This is a genomic window from Comamonas sp. E6, assembly GCF_001010305.1.
GTDB classification, from domain to species: Bacteria; Pseudomonadota; Gammaproteobacteria; order Burkholderiales; family Burkholderiaceae_C; genus Comamonas; species Comamonas thiooxydans.
Map to the genome: position 1 here is coordinate 18545 of NZ_BBXH01000031.1, position 17470 is coordinate 36014.

Genomic DNA, 17470 nt, shown 5'->3' on the forward strand with positions numbered 1-17470 from the left:
AACATCTTATGCGCTGCAGAAGTTGTTGCATAGTCACGCCCTGCCGGGAGTTGAGCCACATCAAGCTCCCGCAGCCGGAAGCGCTCCGGCATGCGCAAGCCGGCTCCAAGCACCAGGCTGCTGCAGCTAGAAGAACTCTGCAGCCTTGCCTGGATCAGGCCTTCCGCCGAAGCTATCGGCCATGGTTTGCAAGCTGAACGCACACCACCGCCTGCTGACGCATGCGGTACTGTTTTCTCATTGTGTGCAATAATGGAGAGCTTTTATGCGGAAAGTACACCGGACAGGCTGGTGCGGCTCCCGCACTTGACCAAAGGAAAGATCATGAAAGAAGGCATTCACCCCAATTACCGCGAAGTTCTGTTCGTTGACATGTCCAACGGCTTCAAGTTCGTGACACGTTCTTGCGTTTCCACCAAGGAAACCGAAAACTTCGAAGGTAAAGAGTACCCTCTGTTCAAGCTGGATACCACTTCTGAATCGCACCCCTTCTACACTGGCACACAAAAGTCGGTGGACAACATGGGTGGTCGCGTGGAGAAGTTCCGCAACCGCTTCGGCAAGAAGTAATTCTTACTTTTTTGCTGAAAAGGCAGCCCGGGCAACCGTGCTGCCTTTTTCTTTTTTGGGTGCCGCCCCACGGAACCCCAATGCTCCTATCATCGGAGCACCAAGCGCTTTGACTTCAAGCGCTTTCGCCTGATCTGGCCGTGCAAATTCGCACAGCCGCTACCGGATTGACTGCGTGAACCAGCCCACACCTGCCATCGTTGCCCAAAGCGCTGTACGCCGCCTGCCGCGCTGGGCCCTGCTTTTGCTGTGCCTGGCCTATGTGATTCCCGGCTTTGTCATGCGTGGCCCCTGGCGCTCCAACGATATGGAGGCCTTTGGCTATATGCGCGAGCTGGCGCTGGGCAAGACCGACTGGCTGGCCCCCAAGCTCTCGGGCCTGGCTCCCAGCATGGACGGTCTGCTGCCCTACTGGCTGGGTGCCTTGTCCTTGCAGGGTTTCGAGTGGCTGCTTGGCGCCGAGATGGCGGCGCGCCTGCCCTTCATCGCCTTGCTGATCGTGACCCTGGGCGCCACCTGGTGGGGAGCCTATTACCTTGCACGCACCCCCGGGGCGCAGCCCGTGGCCTTTGCCTTTGGCGGGGAAGCCCAGCTGATCGACTATGCCCGCGCCATGGCCGATGCGGCTTTGCTGGCCCTGGTTGCCTGCCTGGGCCTGGCCCAGCTCTCGCATGAAACCACCAGCTATGTCACGCAGCTGGGCTGCACGGCGCTGCTGTTTTTTGCAGCAGCGGCCATGGCCTATCACCCCAGGAAGTCAGCCGCGGCACTGCTATTCGGCCTGCTGGGATTGGCCCTGAGCGGCGCACCCACTCTTTCCGTACTGTTCGGACTGGGCGGCAGCGTGATCGCCTTCACACAGCGCAGCTGGGGCGACAATCCCGGCCGCGCCCATCGTCAGGCCCGCACCTGGGCCGCAGCCTGGCTGGCCGCCACGGTGCTCGCTGCCAGCCTGACCACGGCCTTGCATCAATGGGTCTGGCATCTGGTGGACTCGTTCAAGGACTGGGATGCCCTGCTGCAACTGCTGCTGTGGTTCTGCTGGCCCGCCTGGCCCCTGGCTTTGTGGACACTGTGGGTCTGGCGCCGCCAGATTGCACGCCCCGGTCACAACCCGCATCTGTCCATCGCCCTGCTGTTTGCCACAGTCCCTGTGGCTGCCTGCCTGAGCAGCACCCCGGCCGATCGTGCGCTGCTGCTAGGACTTCCCGCCATTGCCACCCTGGCAGCCTTCGCCCTGCCCACATTCCGCCGCAGCATCAGCGCGCTGATCGACTGGTTCACGCTGCTGTTCTTTACGGCATCCGCGATTGCCATCTGGGTGGTCTGGCTGGCGTTTCAGACCGGATTCCCGCCCAAGATCGCCGCCAATATTGCGCGTCTGGCTCCGCAGTTCGAGGCCAGCATCTCCTGGCTCACCGTCATCGTGGCGCTGATCGCCACGGCCGGCTGGTTTGTACTGGTGGTCTGGCGCACCTCGCGCAATCGTGCAGCCATCTGGAAGAGCCTGGTGCTCCCGGCCGGCGGCGCCACACTGAGCTGGGTTTTGCTGTCCACACTCTGGATGGAGCCGCTGGATCATGCTCGCAGCTATGAATTCCAGATGACACAGCTGGGCGGCGAACTCAGGCAGAACGGCGCCACAAGCTGCGTGCTGACCTACGGCCTGGGCCGTTCGCAGATTGCAGCCGTGCGCTACTACACCCATGTGGATACGGCGCTATTGCGTCGCAGCAATCCAGGCGACTGCGGCTGGGCGCTGGTCGACGCAGACCGCTGGGCGGGCGATCACAATCGCAAGCTGCGCCAGGGCTGGAGCGAGGTCAGCCGCATCACCCGTCTGGCAGGCCAAAAGGAAGTCCTGGTACTGCTCAAGTACACCGACCCCAAAGCCCCATGAAGGGCGAATTGCAGTACATAGGACGGCATGCGGGCACCGTGCTGGCCGGGCAGCTGGCCGTCATGGCCTTTGGCACCACCGACACCATCGTGGCCAGCCGCTATTCCAACGATGCCGTGGCCGCCCTCTCCGTAGGGTCGGCCATTTTCATCAGCGTCTATGCCTCGCTGATGGGCATTTTTCAGGCTCTTCTGCCCTTGTGGTCCGAGCAGCGCGGCGCCGGTCAGCCCCTGGCCATAGGTCAATCGCTGCGCCAGTCCATGTATCTGTGCGCCATGGCCTGCGTGCTCGGCATGGCGGTGCTGCTCATGCCCGGTGCACTGCTGCACTGGACGGGCGTGCCCGATGCGCTGCAACTGGAGGTCAAGCGCTATCTCGCCGTACTGGCCTGGGGCTTGCCTCCGGCGCTGCTGTTTCGCATCTACAGCGCGCTCAACCAGGCGCTAGGCCACCCCAAGCTGGTCACCTGGCTGCAACTCATCTCGCTGCTGATCAAGATCCCCTTGTCCATCTGGTTCACCTTTGGCGGGCTGGGTCTTGCGCCCCTCGGAGCAGTGGGCTGCGCACTGGCCACGCTGCTGGTCAACTACACCATGTTTGCCGTGGCTCTGTGGCTGATGCGCACTCAGGATTTCTATGCTCCGCTGGCGCTTTGGCAGAAGCTGGAGCGCCCTGACTGGCGGCAACTTGGCCATTTCTGCCGCCTGGGCATTCCTGCAGGCCTGGCCATTCTGGTGGAAGTCACCTCCTTCACCCTCATGGCCCTGTATGTGGCAAGGCAGGGCTCGCTCTCGTCCGCCAGCCACCAGATCGCCGCCAATCTGGCCGCCATCTGCTATATGGTGCCGCTGTCTCTGGCCATCGCCACCAGCGCCCGCGTCAGCTACTGGCGCGGCGCCGATGATGAAGCCCAGGCCAGGACGCTGATTCAACAGTGTTTCAAACTTGCCCTGCTCATCGGTATTGCGACAGCAGCTACGCTCTTGATCACTCGCACCTGGATTGCAGACATCTACACCGACTCCCCGCGGGTGCTGGCAATGACATCCTGGCTGCTGATCTGCGTGGCGGCCTACCACGTGGCGGACTGCGTGCAGACCTATTGCATTTTCGTGCTGCGCTGCTATCGCGTGACCGTGGCGCCTCTGGTGATCTATTGCCTGCTGCTATGGGGCGGCGGCCTGGGCCTTGGCTACTGGCTGACCTACCGATGGCAAGCAGCCGAAGGCTGGCTGGACTGGCAAGCCACGCCCATGCCCTTCTGGGTTTGCAGCGCGGCAGCCCTGTTTGTCACGGCCATGGCCTTCAGCAGCATTTTGCACAGAGCCATACGACCACCAAAGCCGCAGGCCCAGCCCAGGGCCTCCTAATGAGAAAGTGCCTTGGCGGGCACTTCTGCAGCCGCCCGCACTCGGCTGGGCGGGAAGGTGACGGCGAATTCCGAACCCTTGCCCAGCTCACTCTCAATACTGAGCCTGGCGCCATGCCGCTGCAGCACATGCTTGACGATGGCCAGCCCCAGGCCGGTGCCGCCCGTATCGCGTGAGCGGCTGCGATCCACGCGATAAAAGCGCTCCGTCAGGCGCGACACATGCTTTTCGTCGATGCCTGGGCCGGAGTCCTTGACGGCAAAGCGGGCCGATCCATCGGGCAGCAGTTGCCAGCGCACATCGATCTGCCCGCCGGCCGGCGTATAGCGCATGGCATTGGCCAGCAGATTGGAAAACGCACTGTGCAGTTCTGCGCTTGCGCCTGCCAGATCTCCGGCCTGCCGCAGTGCCTGCTCATCAGGAAAGTTCAGCACATGGGGTTTGGCCTGCTTGCGCGTCAAGGCATTGGACAGGCCGCGAGCCTCGTTCTCACAGCGATTGAGCAGCTGCGCCACCGACACCCAGTCATTGTTGCTGGGCAGCGGGCTGCCCTCCAGGCGCGACAAGGTCAGCAGGTCTTCCACCAGATGCTGCATGCGCTCGGCCTGCTGGGCCATCAGCTCCAGATAGCGCCTGCGCTCGTCTTCCTCGAGCGGCAGGTTCTGCAGGGTCTCGACAAAACCGGCCAGCACGGTCAGAGGCGTGCGGATTTCGTGCGAGACATTGGCCACGAAGTCGCGGCGCATGGCCTCGGCCTGCTCCAGCGCCGTCACATCGCGCGCCAGCAGCAGCTTGCGCCCTTCACCGTAGCCGTAGAGCTGCACCGACAGCTTGACCGGCCGCGAAGGTGTGCTTTCGCGCCCCTGCATGACCAGATCATGGCTGAAGTCCTGCGCCGCAAAATAGGCACTGAACTGAGGATCTCGCACCAGATTACCGATGCTTTGCAGCACATCGCGCTCGGCATCAAAGCCGAACTGCTTGGCGGAAATTTGATTGCACCATTCGATGCGGCCCTGTGCATCGAGCAGCACCACACCATTGGGACTGGCCTGCAAGGCAGACAGAATGTCATTGAGCCGCTGGTCGCCCTGCTGCACCTGCTGCACGCTCTGGCGAATCCAGCGGCGCATGCGCACGCTGGCCTCGCCCCAGATCCCTGCCAGATTGGGCACCGCGCCCAGCTCCGACTGGCGCAGCCAGTGCAGCAGCCGCGCGCCATTCCAGCTGTCCACCAGCCACCATATCCAGCCGCCGATCAAGGCGCCCGTCATGGCCGCCACGCATTGCTGCAGCACCGTCGCACCGGGTGCAACCAGATAGGCCCACAGCAGCCATACCACCACGGCTGCCGCGACCTGAGAAGCCAACAATCGAAAACCACGCCACCCCATATTTGCTTTCAGTTGTGATTTTTGACGACCCAGCCAGGCCGGGCCGAGGTTCGGGGGGAAATGCTGTCAGGCCATGGCCTGGGCGCTGAAACGGTAGCCCGCACCGCGCACGGTCTCAATCAGAACACCCGCCACGCCCAGCGATTCTCGCAAGCGCTTGACGTGCACGTCCACGGTACGCTCTTCAATGAAGACATGATCGCCCCAGACCTTGTCGAGCAACTGCGCACGACTGTGCACGCGCTCGGGGTGCTTCATCAGATAGTTGAGCAGCTTGAACTCGGTAGGTCCGATCTTGAGCAGATCGCCCTGCCAGCTCACGCGGTGGGCTGCGGCATCCAGCACCAGCTCGCCAATGCTGACCTTGTCCTGCACCTGCTCAGGCGCACGGCGGCGCAGCACGGCACGGATACGGGCCAGCAGCTCCTGGGTGGAGAAAGGCTTGGTGATGTAGTCATCCGCACCGGCATCCAGGCCCGCCACCTTGTCGGGCTCGTCGCCACGCGCCGTCAGCATGAGAATGGGCACGGCCTTGGTGCGGCTGTCGGCACGCCATTTGCGGGCCAGAGACAGGCCGCTGGCCCCGGGCAGCATCCAGTCGAGCAAAATCACGTCGGGCAGCACGGCATCAAGCTCGCGCTGCGCCGAAACACCGTCTTCCGCCCAGACGGGCTGGAAGCCGTTATGCCTCAAATTGACCGCGATCAACTCTGCAATCGCAGGTTCGTCCTCCACGATGAGGACCATGGGCATCTTCTTCATCCCTGAGTAGCCTCCGTCTTACAACACCGCAGATTCGATTTCAGCCATGGTCTGATGGCGCACATCCTTGCCCTCGACCAGGTAGATGATCAGCTCGGCCACGTTCTTGGAGTGGTCGCCGATACGCTCGATGGCCTTGGCCAGGAACAGCAGGTCCAGGCTGGCGGAGATGGTGCGCGGATCTTCCATCATGTAGGTGATGAGCTTGCGCACAAAGCCGTCGAACTCTTCGTCGATCAGGTCGTCTTCACGCAAGATGGCAACCGCCGCCTTGGTGTCCAGTCGTGCGAAGGCATCCAGGGTCTTGCGCAGCAGCTCGGAGGCCATCTGTGCAGCCATGCGCAACTCGCCGCTGGGCAGCGAACGGGCAGCGCCGCTTTCGATGATGGACTTGACCATGCGGGCCATCTTGCAGGCTTCGTCGCCCATGCGCTCCAGATTGGCCGTGGCCTTGGAGAAGGCGATCAGCAGGCGCAGGTCGCGGGCCGTGGGTTGGCGGCGCGCAATGATGGACGACAGCTCATGGTCGATCTCGACCTCCATGGCGTTGACGCGCTGCTCGGTGCTGATGACCTGCTCAACCGCTTCGGTGCTGAAGCTGGTCAGTGCGTAGACGGCATTGCTGATCTGCGACTCGACCAGACCGCCCAGCTCCATGACGCGTGCCGAGACACGATTGAGTTCGGAGTCGAACTGCGTGGACAAATGTTTTTCTGTCATTTTTAAGTCCTTAGCCGAAGCGGCCTGTGATGTAGTCTTCCGTTTCCTTGCGCTGGGGCTTGAAGAACATTTTTTCGGTGTCGCCAAACTCCACCAGATCCCCCAGATACATATAGGCCGTGTAGTCGCTGCAACGGGCGGCCTGCTGCATGTTGTGTGTCACGATGACCACGGTGTAGTCGTTCTTCAGCTCCGCGATCAGCTCCTCGATCTTGGCCGTGGAGATGGGGTCCAGCGCCGAGCAGGGCTCGTCCAGCAGCAGCACTTCGGGCTTGATGGCAATGCCGCGCGCGATGCACAGACGCTGCTGCTGACCGCCCGACAGGCCCGAGCCGCTTTGCTGCAGCTTGTCCTTGACTTCATTCCACAGCGCTGCCTTGCGCAGTGCCCACTCCACGCGGTCGTCCATGTCCGAGGCGTTGAGATTCTCGAACAGCTTCACACCGAAAGCGATGTTGTCATAGATGGACATGGGAAACGGCGTGGGCTTCTGGAACACCATGCCGACCTTGGCACGAATCAGTGCCACATCCTGCTTGCTGGTCAGCAGATTGTCGCCGTCCAGCATGATCTGACCTTCGGCGCGCTGCTCGGGATAGAGCTCGAACATGCGGTTGAAGGTGCGCAGCAGCGTGGACTTGCCGCAGCCCGAGGGGCCGATGAAGGCCGTGACCTTCTTCTCAGGAATATCGAGGTTGATGTTCTTCAGCGCGTGAAACTTGCCGTAGTAGAAGTTCAGGTCGCGCACGGCCAGCTTGATGTTGGCGGGAGCAGTGATTGCAGTCATGATCTTGAACTTTCGAATTATTTCTGGCGGGTGATGAAACGCGCCAGGATATTCAGACCCAGCACAGCCACAGTGATGAGGAAGACACCGGCCCAGGCCAGTTGCTGCCAGTTCTCATACGGGCTCATGGCAAATTTGAAGATGGTGACCGGCAGGCTGGCCATGGGCTTGCTCATGTCGGCATTCCAGAACTGGTTGTTCAGCGCCGTGAACAGCAGCGGAGCGGTCTCGCCAGCAATGCGGGCCACTGCCAGCAGCACACCGGTGATCACGCCGGCGCGGGCTGCGCGCAAGGTCACCATGATGATGACCTTCCACTTGGGCGTACCCAGCGCATAAGCCGCTTCACGCAGGCTGGATGGAACCAGCACCAGCATGTTTTCCGTGGTGCGGATGACCACGGGAATCACGATCAGCGCCAGCGCGATCACGCCGGCCATGCCGGAGAAGCTCTTGAAGCGCACCACCACCACGGTATAGACAAACAGACCGATGACGATGGAGGGGGCCGACAGCAGAATGTCGTTGACGAAGCGGGTGGTGGAAGCCAGCCAGCCTTTTTTGTCGTACTCGGCCAGATAGACCCCGGCCATCACGCCGATCGGCGTGCCCACGAAAGTGGCCAGCGCCACCATCATCAGCGAACCCCAGATGGCATTGGCAATACCGCCCTCCTCGTTGGGGGGAGGCGTCATCTGCGAGAACAGGGCGAAGTTCAGACCACCCAGGCCCTGGCGAATGGTTTCCCAGAGAATCCAGACCAGCCAGAACACGCCAAACAGCATAGCTGCCATGGACAGGGTCAGCGCGACCTGATTGAGGCGCTTGCGCTTGTTGTACTTGGCCTGACGCACCGCAGCCAGATCGGCTGCGTCGAGCATTTTGGTGGAGGTGGAGGTCGGGCTCATGAGCGGGCTCCTTCGTTCTTCTGCAGACGGTTGAGCAGCAGCTTGGAGCAGGCCAGCACCACGAAGGTGATGAAGAACAGCACCAGACCCAGATAGATCAGCGACGCCTGATGCAGGCCCTCGCCCGCTTCGGCAAACTCATTGGCCAGCGCCGAGGTGATGCTGTTCGCGGCCTCGAACACGGACAGGGAATTGAGCTGGTTCATGTTGCCGATCACAAAGGTCACGGCCATGGTCTCGCCCAGTGCGCGGCCCAGGCCCAGCATGACGCCGCCCAGCACGCCAGTCTTGGTATAGGGCAGCACCACTTTCCAGACCACTTCCCAGGTCGTGGAGCCCAGACCGTAGGCCGACTCCTTGAGCAGCGCCGGCGTGACTTCGAACACATCGCGCATCACGGAGGCGATGAAGGGGATGATCATGATGGCCAGAATGATGCCGGCCGACAAAATACCGATACCCACGGGAGGGCCGGAGACAAAAGCGCCCAGATAGGGCACACCGGTCAGCAGGTTCTGCAGAGGCTGCTGCACATAGGTGGCCAGCACGGGGCCGAACACCATCAGGCCCCACATGCCGTAAACAATGGAGGGAACTGCGGCCAGCAACTCGATGGCAGTGCCCAGAGGGCGCTTGAGCCAGGCAGGCGAGAGTTCCGTCAGAAACAGGGCAATGCCGAAGCTCACGGGCACTGCAATGATGAGCGCGATGGCCGAAGTGGCCAGCGTGCCGTAAATCATGACCAGACCGCCGTATTGATCCTGCACGGGGTCCCAGACACTGCTGGTCAGAAAGCTCAGACCATATTCGGAGATGGCGGGCCAGGCACCGAAGATCAGCGAAACCATGATGGCCAGCAGCAGCACCAGCGTCAAAATTGCTGCGCTGCGTGCCAGGCCACCAAACAAACGATCCGCCATACGTCCCGAGATCATCGGAGCACGTGGCGGAGAGGGAGAGCGTCGCTTGGCGGCATCGGTGGGGGCTGCAGCCAGCGAACTGGAGGGCGACGTAGTGGACACGTGAGCGCCTTTATTCGCAAAGGGTTGAAACAAGCAGCGAACATACCGTCCGGCACGGCAGCCCGCTGCTCACTGATGACACGAAATTACTTGGAAACAACCTTGCCCGAAGCGTCCTTGATGTCGTTCCAGGACTTGTAGATCACGTTCTTGACAGCGTCGGGCATGGGCACATAGTCCAGGTCTGCGGCAGTCTTGTCACCCTGCTTGTAAGCCCAGTCGAAGAACTTCAGCGAGGTGGCGGCCTGAGCAGGCTTCTCCTGAGTCTTGTGCATCAGGATGAAGGTTGCCGAGGTGATGGGCCAGGCGTTCTTGCCGGGCTGGTTGGTCAGGATCTGGTAGAAGCTCTTGGCCCAGTCAGCGCCAGCAGCAGCCGCCTTGAAGGTCTCGTCGTCAGGAGAGACAAAAGCGCCTTCCTTGTTCTGCAGCTGTGTGTAGGTCAGCTTGTTCTGCTTCACATAAGCGTACTCGACATAACCGATGGAGTTGGGCAGGCGACCCACAAAGGCGGCAACGCCTTCATTACCCTTGCCGCCGGCACCGGTGGGCCAGTTCACGGCCTTGCCCTCGCCCACTTTTTCCTTCCACTCGGCATTGACCTTGGAGAGGTAGTTGGTGAAGCCGAAGGTGGTGCCGGAGCCGTCAGCGCGGCGCACGGGAGCGATAGCGGCGTCAGGCAGCGCCACACCGGGGTTCAGTGCCGTGATGGCGGGGTCATTCCACTTGGAGATCTTGCCCAGGTAGATATCGCCCAGCACCTGGCCCGACAGCTTCAGCTGGCCGGGAGCCACGCCCTTGATGTTGACCACGGGAACAATGCCGCCGATCACGGTGGGGAACTGAACCAGGCCCTTCTTGGCCAGTTCGTCATCCTTCAGGGGTTCATCGGAAGCACCAAAGTCCACGGTCTTGGCTTCGATCTGCTTGACACCGGCACTGGAACCCACGGACTGATAGTTAATCTTGACGCCAGTGGCCTTGTGATAGTCGGCAGCCCACTTGGAATACAGAGGAGCCGGGAAGCTCGCACCGGCACCTGTGGCTTCCTGGCTGGCGTTGGCAATACCCGCTGCAGACAGAGCACCAGCCACCAGAACGTGAATCAAGGACAACTTCATGAAACTACCTCTTAGGGTTGAAAGATTCGATGGAGTGAACTTTAAAAACCTTTTATGACAAGGTCGTGACATGAAAATTTCAAGGCGCAACCGAGTGAAAGAGCTCCAAAGCGGTCATGCGAGTGTCATATTTCATTCGCAAACTGCTGAGCCTCGGCCCGCAGACCCGGCCCGGGTAACAGCTTGTCGCAAGGCTGGAGTCTGATCGTCGGCAATGTATGACATAGTCTGTCACACAGCGTGAGCGCACTCTGGCGGCCCAACTCGGCAAATACCTGCAAATACCTGACTTGGCAGAGGTTGAACCCCTCGCCCCGCAAGCTCGATGACGGCCCGTATTGCATATTCCACTGCCCGGTGCATGTGTCGCCTGTTCCATCACGCTCATGCTCTGCCCGTGCCCCAACCCGCATAACAACAACGCATTGATTGGCTCAGAAATGGCTCCTGAATCGCTGCTTGCCGCCGTAGACCTTGGTTCCAATAGCTTTCGCCTTGAAATAGGCCGCATCGGCTCGCATCAACGCATCGAGCGTGTGGAATACCTCAAGGAAACCGTGCGCCAGGGCAATGGCCTGAACTCGCGCCAGGAACTCTCCCGCGAAGCCATGGAGCGCGGCTGGGAGTGCCTGGCTCGCTTTGGCGAACGCCTCAGGGGCTTTGATGCCTCGCATGTCCGCGCTGTAGCCACCCAGACCCTGCGCGAGGCACTGAATGCCGACGAATTCGTGACACGTGGAAGCCAGTTGCTGGGCTTTCCCATCGAAGTCATTGCCGGCGAGGAGGAAGCCCGGCTGATCTATCGCGGCGTGGCCAGTTCGCTGCCGCCCAGCCAGCAAAAACGCCTGGTCATCGACATTGGCGGACGCTCCACCGAAATCATCATCGGCCAGCACAGCCAGCCACTGCAAGTGGCATCGTTCGCACTGGGCAGCGTCTCCTGGAGCAGCCGCTTCTTCAGCGACGGCGCACTGAACAAGGCCAACTTCCAGGCCGCCGTTGCCGCCGCCAAGCAATGCCTGACCCAGGCCCAGTTCGCCTACCCGGGCACGGCCTGGGACTGCGCCTATGCCTCCTCCGGCACGGCCAACGCCGTGGCGGACGCTCTCACGGCCCAGGGCCTGGACGGGCAGGTGATCACGCCCGCCAAGCTGCGCTACCTCTACGAGCTGCTGCTGGACATCGGTCATGTGGAGCGCCTGCGCATGCCGGGCCTCAAGGAAGATCGCCGCCCGGTGGTCGCCGGCGGCATCAGCGTGATGATGGCCGTGGTCGACCTGTTGGGCATTACCGAGCTGGAAGTTGCACAGGGCGCACTGCGCCAGGGAGCTTTGCACGACCTGCTCGACCATGAGCCCCCTGCCGACAAGGAGGCCGCGGAAGTCGGCGCACTGCAACTGGACTTCGGCGTGGACGTACCCCATGCCCAGCGCGTTCAGCGCATTGCCACCCAGCTGTGCCAGCAAATCCTGCCCGCAGAAGCCGCGCCGCTGAGCACTCAGGCCCTGGCCATTGCCGCGCAACTGCACGAGGTGGGCATGCGCGTGGCTCTGAGCGACTATCACCGCCACGGCGCCTACATTGTCGAGCATTGCGGCCTGGCCACCTGGGAGCCCGAGCTGCGCCAGCGCATCTGCCAGCTGGTGCTGGGTCACCAGGGCAAGCTGCGCAAGCTGGAGGACGCCATCGAGGAGCCGCAGCTGGCCCTGCCGCTGATGGCACTGCGCATTGCCGTGCAGTTGAGCCATACCCGCCGCGACCCTGACATGCAGGGCATGCAAATCAAGCGTTCGGGTTCGGAATGCAAGCTCTCCACACCTTCGGGCTGGATGCTGACCTACCCGCAATCCGCCCGCCTGCTCGAAGAGGAAGCCATGGCCTGGAGCAAGACGCCCTGGAGCCTCAAGCTGCAGCTGCGCTGATATCAACTGCCAGGCCGCCACGGCCTGCAAAAGGCAAAGGGACTGCGAGGCAGTCCCTTTTTTGCTCTGCAGAGCCTTTCAAAAAGATAGCTGCAAGCACCTGTCAAACATTGATTTCAATACTAAAAATATCTGAAAACATTGCATATCAGGCGCAAGGCGCTCCTCTTTTCAGAGTATTCAAACGCTCTTGCCACCATAGCGCACCATCAGGGCCTGTTGGGCGCCCTTGCCCTCCAGCGGACGCGCGGGCTTTTGGTAAACGCCCGAGGCATCCAGCGTCCAGGCATCGCGGTCGTCGCCCAGATAGGCCACCAGGCACTCGTCGATCACGCGCTGGCGCAGCTTCTTGTCAAGCACCGGCCAGGCCAGCTCCACGCGGCTGAGCATATTGCGATTCATCCAGTCGGCACTGGACAGCAGCAACTCTTCTTCCTGGCCCCAGGCAAAGTAGAAGACGCGTGAATGCTCCAGAAAACGGCCGATGATGGAGCGCACGCGGATATTGTCCGTCACGCCCGGGCGCTGCGCCGGCAGCATGCATGAGCCGCGCACGATGAGATCGATCTGTGCGCCCTTGCGGCCGGCCTCGACCAGGGCGCGAATCAGGGGCTCGTCGGTCAGCGCATTCATCTTGAGCACCATGCGAGCCTTCTCGCCCCGCGCCGCTGCGGCGGCCACCAGGCCGATCAGCTCCAGCATGCGGTTTTGCAGATGGAACGGCGCCATGACCAGCTTTTGCAGCTTGGGCATGGTGTTATGGCTGGACAGGTGGCGAAATACCGCATCCATATCGGCCGTGATCTCGTCATCGCAGGTCAGCTGGCTGATGTCGGTGTAAAGGCGCGCGCTGCGGGCGTTGTAGTTGCCCGTGGACAGATGGGCATAGCGCTTGAGCTGGTTGTTGCGCTTTTCACGGCGCGTGATGAGCAGCATCTTGGCATGGGTCTTGAGGCCGACCACGCCATACACCACCTGCACGCCCAGCGACTCCAGCTTTTCCGCCCAGTTGATATTGGCCTCTTCATCAAAGCGCGCCTTGAGCTCCAGCACGGCCAGCACCTCCTTGCCGCGGCTCACGGCCTCGGCCAGCAGGCTCATGATCTCGGAGTCGGTGCCCGTGCGGTAGATGGTCTGCTTGATGGCCAGCACCTGCGGATCGTTCACGGCCTCGCGCAGCAACTCCAGCACGCCATCGAAACTCTCGAAGGGCTGATGGATGATGATGTCGCTCTTGCGCATCTGCGCCAGGATGGATCGGCCTGGCACGAGCTGCGTGGGCCAGGCCGGCTTCCACTTGGGAAACAGCAGGGCCGGGTCGTCGACCAGATCGATCAGCTGCATCTGGCGCACCAGATTCACCGGCCCCTTGACGCGGAACAGCGCCTCGGCCGGCAGGCCGTATTGCTCCAGCAGCAGGTCAGAGAGCACCACAGAGCAGGACGAGGACACCTCCAGACGCACGGCCTGGCCGTAATGGCGGTGGTGCAGGCCCTGACGCAGGGCCATGCGCAGATCCACCACATCGTCCTCGTCCACGGCCAGATCGGAGTGGCGGGTGACACGGAACTGCGAGAACTCCGACACTTCGCGCCCCGGGAACAGCTCGGCCAGATGGGCACGCACCACGCTGGAGATGCTGACAAACAGCTTTTGCTTGCCCGAGATCTTCTCGGGCAGACGGATCAGGCGCGGCAAGGCACGCGGCACCTTGACGATGGCCACTTCATTGGCCCTCCCGAAGGCATCCACGCCATTGAGGCGCACGATGAAATTCAAGGCCTTGTTGGCGACCTGCGGGAAGGGATGCGACGGATCCAGCCCCACCGGCATCAGCAGGGGCTGCACCTCACGCATGAAGTACTCGCGCACCCATTTGCGCTGCGCCACGCTGCGCTCGCCGTGAGAAACCAGGCGAATCGCATGCTTGTCGAACGCGGGAATGATGGACTGGTTATAGAGCTGGTACTGCTTGGCCACCAGGCCGTGGGCCGTGGTCATCAGTCGCTCGAAGCTGGCGCGCGAGTACGGCCCCTGTTCATCACCGACCTTGGCGGCAGAGACATGAGGTGCACAGCGCACCTCGAACCACTCGTCGAGATTGGAAGACACGATGCACAGATAGCGCAGGCGCTCGAGCAGCGGCACATCCTCGCGCTCGGCCCAGTTCAGCACGCGCTCATTGAAGACCAGAATGCTTTGATCGCGGTCCAGCAGCTCCAGAGTCGGCTCGATCACAGGCGGCATGGCTACCTCGTTCTTGGACGCCGCTCGGCGTCGGCGCGGCGCTTTTGCAGGGGCCAGTGTCGCAGCGTCAGAAACGGCACCGGGCACACCATGGTGCCCGGCCGCCCCGGCTTGCGCAACTGCAGCCGGTTCGCTCGCGGAGTTGACGACCGCCGTCGTGACGGGAGGCACAAGCGAGATATGCGCCAGACCCAGGGATGCGGGTCCCGCCTCATGCGCCTGACTATCGGTCTGCGAGGTCACTGGGGAAACTGCAACCGGATCCTGCCCTGAAGATGAAGTGATGGAAGTGGAAAAAAAAGAGTCGGAACCAGATACGGATTGGGACATGTGGCAGCAGCCTGCGAAAGCTTGAAGCGCCCCTGAGGGCATGTCCGCAGTCTGCCCATGGTTTATGACAATTAGATGACCAAAAGATGACTGTCATCGTTGTTCATGACAGTCATCAGGGTTTGCGCAGCTTCAGCTGGCCCTGACCACCTCGGCCAGACGCTCGGCACAGTTGCTGGCCATGTCCGCACTCCTGGCCTCGACCATGACTCGCACCAGGGGCTCGGTACCGCTGGGACGGATCAGCACACGGCCGTCGCTGCCCAGCAGCTTTTCAACCGCTGCCTGCTCACCTGGCAGCTTGGCGTTGCTCTTCCAGTCCTGGCCAGGCTGCAAGCGCACATTGATCATGACCTGGGGGAACAGCTTCACGGACTCCAGCCACTGGGCAATGGTCTTCTTCGAGCGCACGCAGGCTTGCAGCACCTGCAGTGCACTGACCAGGCCGTCACCGGTCGTGTGCTTGTCCAGCGCCAGCAGGTGGCCCGAGCTTTCGCCGCCCAGCTGCCAACCCTTGGCATTGAGCGCCTCCAGAACATAGCGGTCTCCCACCTTGGCACGGACAAAACCCACGCCCTGCTCCTTGAGCGCCTGCTCCACCGCCATATTGGTCATCAGGGTTCCCGCCACGCCGCTGACTACGTCGCCGCGAGCCAGACGATCGGCCGCCATGAGATAGAGCAGCTCGTCGCCGTTGTAGAGACGGCCTTGCGCATCGACCAGCTGCAGACGGTCGGCATCGCCGTCCAGCGCCACGCCATAGTCGGCATTGTTGGCACGCACCGCCCTCACCAGCGCTTCGGGATGGGTCGCGCCAACTCCCTCGTTGATGTTCAGGCCGTCCGGGGAGCAGCCGATTTCCACCACATTGGCACCCAGCTCGTGAAAGACCTTGGGAGCAATCTGATAGGCCGCGCCATGGGCCGCATCCACTACGATCTTCAGGCCCCGCAACGACAGGCTGTGATCGAAAGTGCTTTTGCAGAACTCGATATAACGGCCGGCTGCATCGGCCAGACGTCGTGCCTTGCCCAAAGAGGCTGAATCCACCCAGACGGGGTCTTCCTTGAGAGCGGCCTCCACATCCTCTTCCCAGGAATCAGGCAGCTTGGTGCCCTCGGCACTGAAGAACTTGATGCCGTTGTCATAAAACGGGTTGTGGCTGGCACTGATCACCACCCCCAGGCTGGCGCGCTGGGCACGCGTCAGATAGGCCACGCCCGGCGTCGGCAAGGGGCCAAGCAACATGACATCGACACCGGCAGAGTTGAAGCCCGACTCGAGCGCGCTCTCCAGCATGTAGCCAGAGATGCGGGTGTCCTTGCCGATCAGCACCAGAGGGCGCTCTTGCGTGCGACGCAACACGCGCCCCACGGCATGCGCCAGGCGCAGGGCAAAGTCAGGCGTGATGGGCGACTTGCCCACCGTGCCGCGAATCCCGTCGGTGCCGAAATACTGTCGTGCCATATTCTCGTTGTCCTTTTTAGATTCAATACTCTGTCATCAGGCCTGCAGCGCTTGCGCATCATGCATGGCTTGCCAGACTGCCAGCGCAGCCACCGTATCCTTCACATCGTGGACACGCACAATTTTGGCCCCACGTTCGACCGCCAGCAATGCCGCCGCGACGCTGGGCACCATGCGCTGATCCACAGGCAGGCCGGTCACCTGCCCCAGCGAGCCCTTGCGCGACCAACCCGCCAGCAAGGGGAAGTCTAGGCCCAGCAGCTCACGCTGATGTGCAAGCAAGGCAAAATTTTGTACCACGCTCTTGCCGAAACCAATACCGTAATCCCAGGCGATGCGGGAGCGAGCAACGCCTGCATCGAGCAAAGGCTGAGTCACCTGCAGCAGAAAGTCCCGAACTTGAACCACGGCATCGCCCTGCATATGCTCCAGGTGCATGTCTTGCGGGGTCTTGTGCATATGCATCAGGCACACGCCACAGCTGGCGTGCCTGCTCACCACCTCGAAGGCACCAGGCTGGCGCAGCGCCCAGATGTCGTTGATGATGTCTGCCCCCAGATCCAGAGACGCAGCCATGACTTCGGGCTTGTAGGTATCGATGGAGATAGGCACGTTGAGCTTGACGGCTTCGCGCAGCACGGGCAGAACGCGAGCCAGCTCGTCTTCGAGGCTGACCGCTGGCGAGCCAGGCCGGGTCGACTCGCCACCTATATCGAGAATATGCGCGCCCTGCTGGAGCAGCAGCTCGGCATGGGCCATGGCCTGGGACACACCGGCATGCCTGCCTCCATCCGAAAAGGAATCCGGCGTCACATTCACGATGCCCATGACCTGAGGCTTGTCGAGCTGCAAGAGAAAACGCGAGGTTTGCCACTGTTGCGACATAAATCTTCCGATATCTGAGAGTGCAAAAACAAAAGGCCCCTGAGGGACCTTTTGTATATGAGGCTTGG

At 61.8% G+C, this 17470-nt stretch carries 14 protein-coding genes; 4 read left to right on the top strand and 10 right to left on the bottom strand.

Annotated elements, in window-relative coordinates; all coding sequences use genetic code 11:
* Positions 1–324: 324 nt before the first annotated feature.
* From CSE6_RS22785 to CSE6_RS22795, 3 genes are all read left to right on the top strand, one after another.
* Positions 325–570: a type B 50S ribosomal protein L31 gene (locus CSE6_RS22785; protein ID WP_003053459.1), complete on the top strand. Its 246-nt coding sequence runs from the start codon at positions 325–327 to the stop codon at positions 568–570.
* Positions 571–745: 175 nt separating this feature from the next.
* Entirely contained in the window at positions 746–2470 is a 1725-nt protein-coding gene (locus tag CSE6_RS22790; protein WP_034392662.1) for a hypothetical protein, read from the top strand.
* Positions 2467–3840, top strand: coding sequence for an MATE family efflux transporter (locus tag CSE6_RS22795; protein ID WP_059441568.1), 1374 nt, complete (start codon positions 2467–2469; stop codon positions 3838–3840). Before CSE6_RS22790 ends, CSE6_RS22795 begins: the two co-directional genes overlap by 4 nt.
* Here CSE6_RS22795 and phoR read toward each other — a convergent pair.
* The 7 genes from phoR to pstS all read right to left on the bottom strand — a co-directional run bounded on the left by phoR (position 3837) and on the right by pstS (position 10551).
* The gene (gene phoR, locus CSE6_RS22800) at positions 3837–5213 is read right to left on the bottom strand and encodes a phosphate regulon sensor histidine kinase PhoR (RefSeq protein ID WP_034358714.1); all 1377 of its coding nucleotides are present in this window, start codon (positions 5211–5213) and stop codon (positions 3837–3839) included. The genes CSE6_RS22795 and phoR overlap by 4 nt on opposite strands.
* 87 nt (positions 5214–5300) lie before the next feature.
* On the bottom strand, positions 5301–5996 hold the full coding sequence (gene phoB, locus CSE6_RS22805) for a phosphate regulon transcriptional regulator PhoB (RefSeq protein WP_003053455.1): 696 nt from the start codon (positions 5994–5996) through the stop codon (positions 5301–5303).
* A gap of 18 nt (positions 5997–6014) precedes the next feature.
* Positions 6015–6716, bottom strand: coding sequence for a phosphate signaling complex protein PhoU (gene phoU, locus CSE6_RS22810; RefSeq protein ID WP_003067322.1), 702 nt, complete (start codon positions 6714–6716; stop codon positions 6015–6017).
* A gap of 10 nt (positions 6717–6726) precedes the next feature.
* Complete coding sequence (gene pstB / locus CSE6_RS22815) at positions 6727–7503, bottom strand: phosphate ABC transporter ATP-binding protein PstB (protein WP_003067324.1); 777 nt, start codon at positions 7501–7503, stop codon at positions 6727–6729.
* Positions 7504–7520: 17 nt separating this feature from the next.
* A complete protein-coding gene (gene pstA / locus CSE6_RS22820) occupies positions 7521–8411 on the bottom strand; it encodes a phosphate ABC transporter permease PstA (protein WP_034358716.1) in 891 nt (296 codons plus the stop codon).
* On the bottom strand, positions 8408–9346 hold the full coding sequence (gene pstC / locus CSE6_RS22825) for a phosphate ABC transporter permease PstC (RefSeq protein WP_034358718.1): 939 nt from the start codon (positions 9344–9346) through the stop codon (positions 8408–8410). The genes pstA and pstC overlap by 4 nt, the downstream gene beginning before the upstream one ends.
* A 173-nt stretch (positions 9347–9519) precedes the next feature.
* A complete protein-coding gene (gene pstS / locus CSE6_RS22830; RefSeq protein ID WP_003067330.1) occupies positions 9520–10551 on the bottom strand; it encodes a phosphate ABC transporter substrate-binding protein PstS in 1032 nt (343 codons plus the stop codon).
* A gap of 440 nt (positions 10552–10991) precedes the next feature.
* On the opposite strand from pstS, the gene CSE6_RS22835 reads away from it, so the two are divergent.
* The gene (locus CSE6_RS22835; protein WP_059441570.1) at positions 10992–12473 is read left to right on the top strand and encodes a Ppx/GppA phosphatase family protein; all 1482 of its coding nucleotides are present in this window, start codon (positions 10992–10994) and stop codon (positions 12471–12473) included.
* A gap of 180 nt (positions 12474–12653) precedes the next feature.
* Here CSE6_RS22835 and ppk1 read toward each other — a convergent pair whose 3' ends face one another.
* The 3 genes from ppk1 to folP form a co-directional block, all read right to left on the bottom strand.
* The gene (gene ppk1 / locus CSE6_RS22840; RefSeq protein WP_012839114.1) at positions 12654–14720 is read right to left on the bottom strand and encodes a polyphosphate kinase 1; all 2067 of its coding nucleotides are present in this window, start codon (positions 14718–14720) and stop codon (positions 12654–12656) included.
* 462 nt (positions 14721–15182) lie between these two features.
* Complete coding sequence (gene glmM, locus CSE6_RS22845; RefSeq protein ID WP_003067335.1) at positions 15183–16517, bottom strand: phosphoglucosamine mutase; 1335 nt, start codon at positions 16515–16517, stop codon at positions 15183–15185.
* 36 nt (positions 16518–16553) lie between these two features.
* Positions 16554–17402 (bottom strand): dihydropteroate synthase, encoded by an 849-nt coding sequence (gene folP / locus CSE6_RS22850; RefSeq protein WP_059441571.1) that lies wholly within the window; start codon positions 17400–17402, stop codon positions 16554–16556.
* Positions 17403–17470 lie beyond the last annotated feature (68 nt).

What these genes read in the sequence shown, in the direction of transcription:
- CSE6_RS22785 (WP_003053459.1), top strand. Translation starts at nt 325, where the DNA reads ATGAAAGAAGGCATTCACCCCAATTACCGCGAAGTTCTGTTCGTTGAC.
- CSE6_RS22795 (WP_059441568.1), top strand. Translation starts at nt 2,467, where the DNA reads ATGAAGGGCGAATTGCAGTACATAGGACGGCATGCGGGCACCGTGCTG.
- phoB (WP_003053455.1), bottom strand. Translation starts at nt 5,996, where the DNA reads ATGAAGAAGATGCCCATGGTCCTCATCGTGGAGGACGAACCTGCGATT.
- phoU (WP_003067322.1), bottom strand. Translation starts at nt 6,716, where the DNA reads ATGACAGAAAAACATTTGTCCACGCAGTTCGACTCCGAACTCAATCGT.
- pstB (WP_003067324.1), bottom strand. Translation starts at nt 7,503, where the DNA reads ATGACTGCAATCACTGCTCCCGCCAACATCAAGCTGGCCGTGCGCGAC.
- pstA (WP_034358716.1), bottom strand. Translation starts at nt 8,411, where the DNA reads ATGAGCCCGACCTCCACCTCCACCAAAATGCTCGACGCAGCCGATCTG.
- pstC (WP_034358718.1), bottom strand. Translation starts at nt 9,346, where the DNA reads ATGATCTCGGGACGTATGGCGGATCGTTTGTTTGGTGGCCTGGCACGC.
- pstS (WP_003067330.1), bottom strand. Translation starts at nt 10,551, where the DNA reads ATGAAGTTGTCCTTGATTCACGTTCTGGTGGCTGGTGCTCTGTCTGCA.
- CSE6_RS22835 (WP_059441570.1), top strand. Translation starts at nt 10,992, where the DNA reads ATGGCTCCTGAATCGCTGCTTGCCGCCGTAGACCTTGGTTCCAATAGC.
- ppk1 (WP_012839114.1), bottom strand. Translation starts at nt 14,720, where the DNA reads ATGCCGCCTGTGATCGAGCCGACTCTGGAGCTGCTGGACCGCGATCAA.
- glmM (WP_003067335.1), bottom strand. Translation starts at nt 16,517, where the DNA reads ATGGCACGACAGTATTTCGGCACCGACGGGATTCGCGGCACGGTGGGC.
- folP (WP_059441571.1), bottom strand. Translation starts at nt 17,402, where the DNA reads ATGTCGCAACAGTGGCAAACCTCGCGTTTTCTCTTGCAGCTCGACAAG.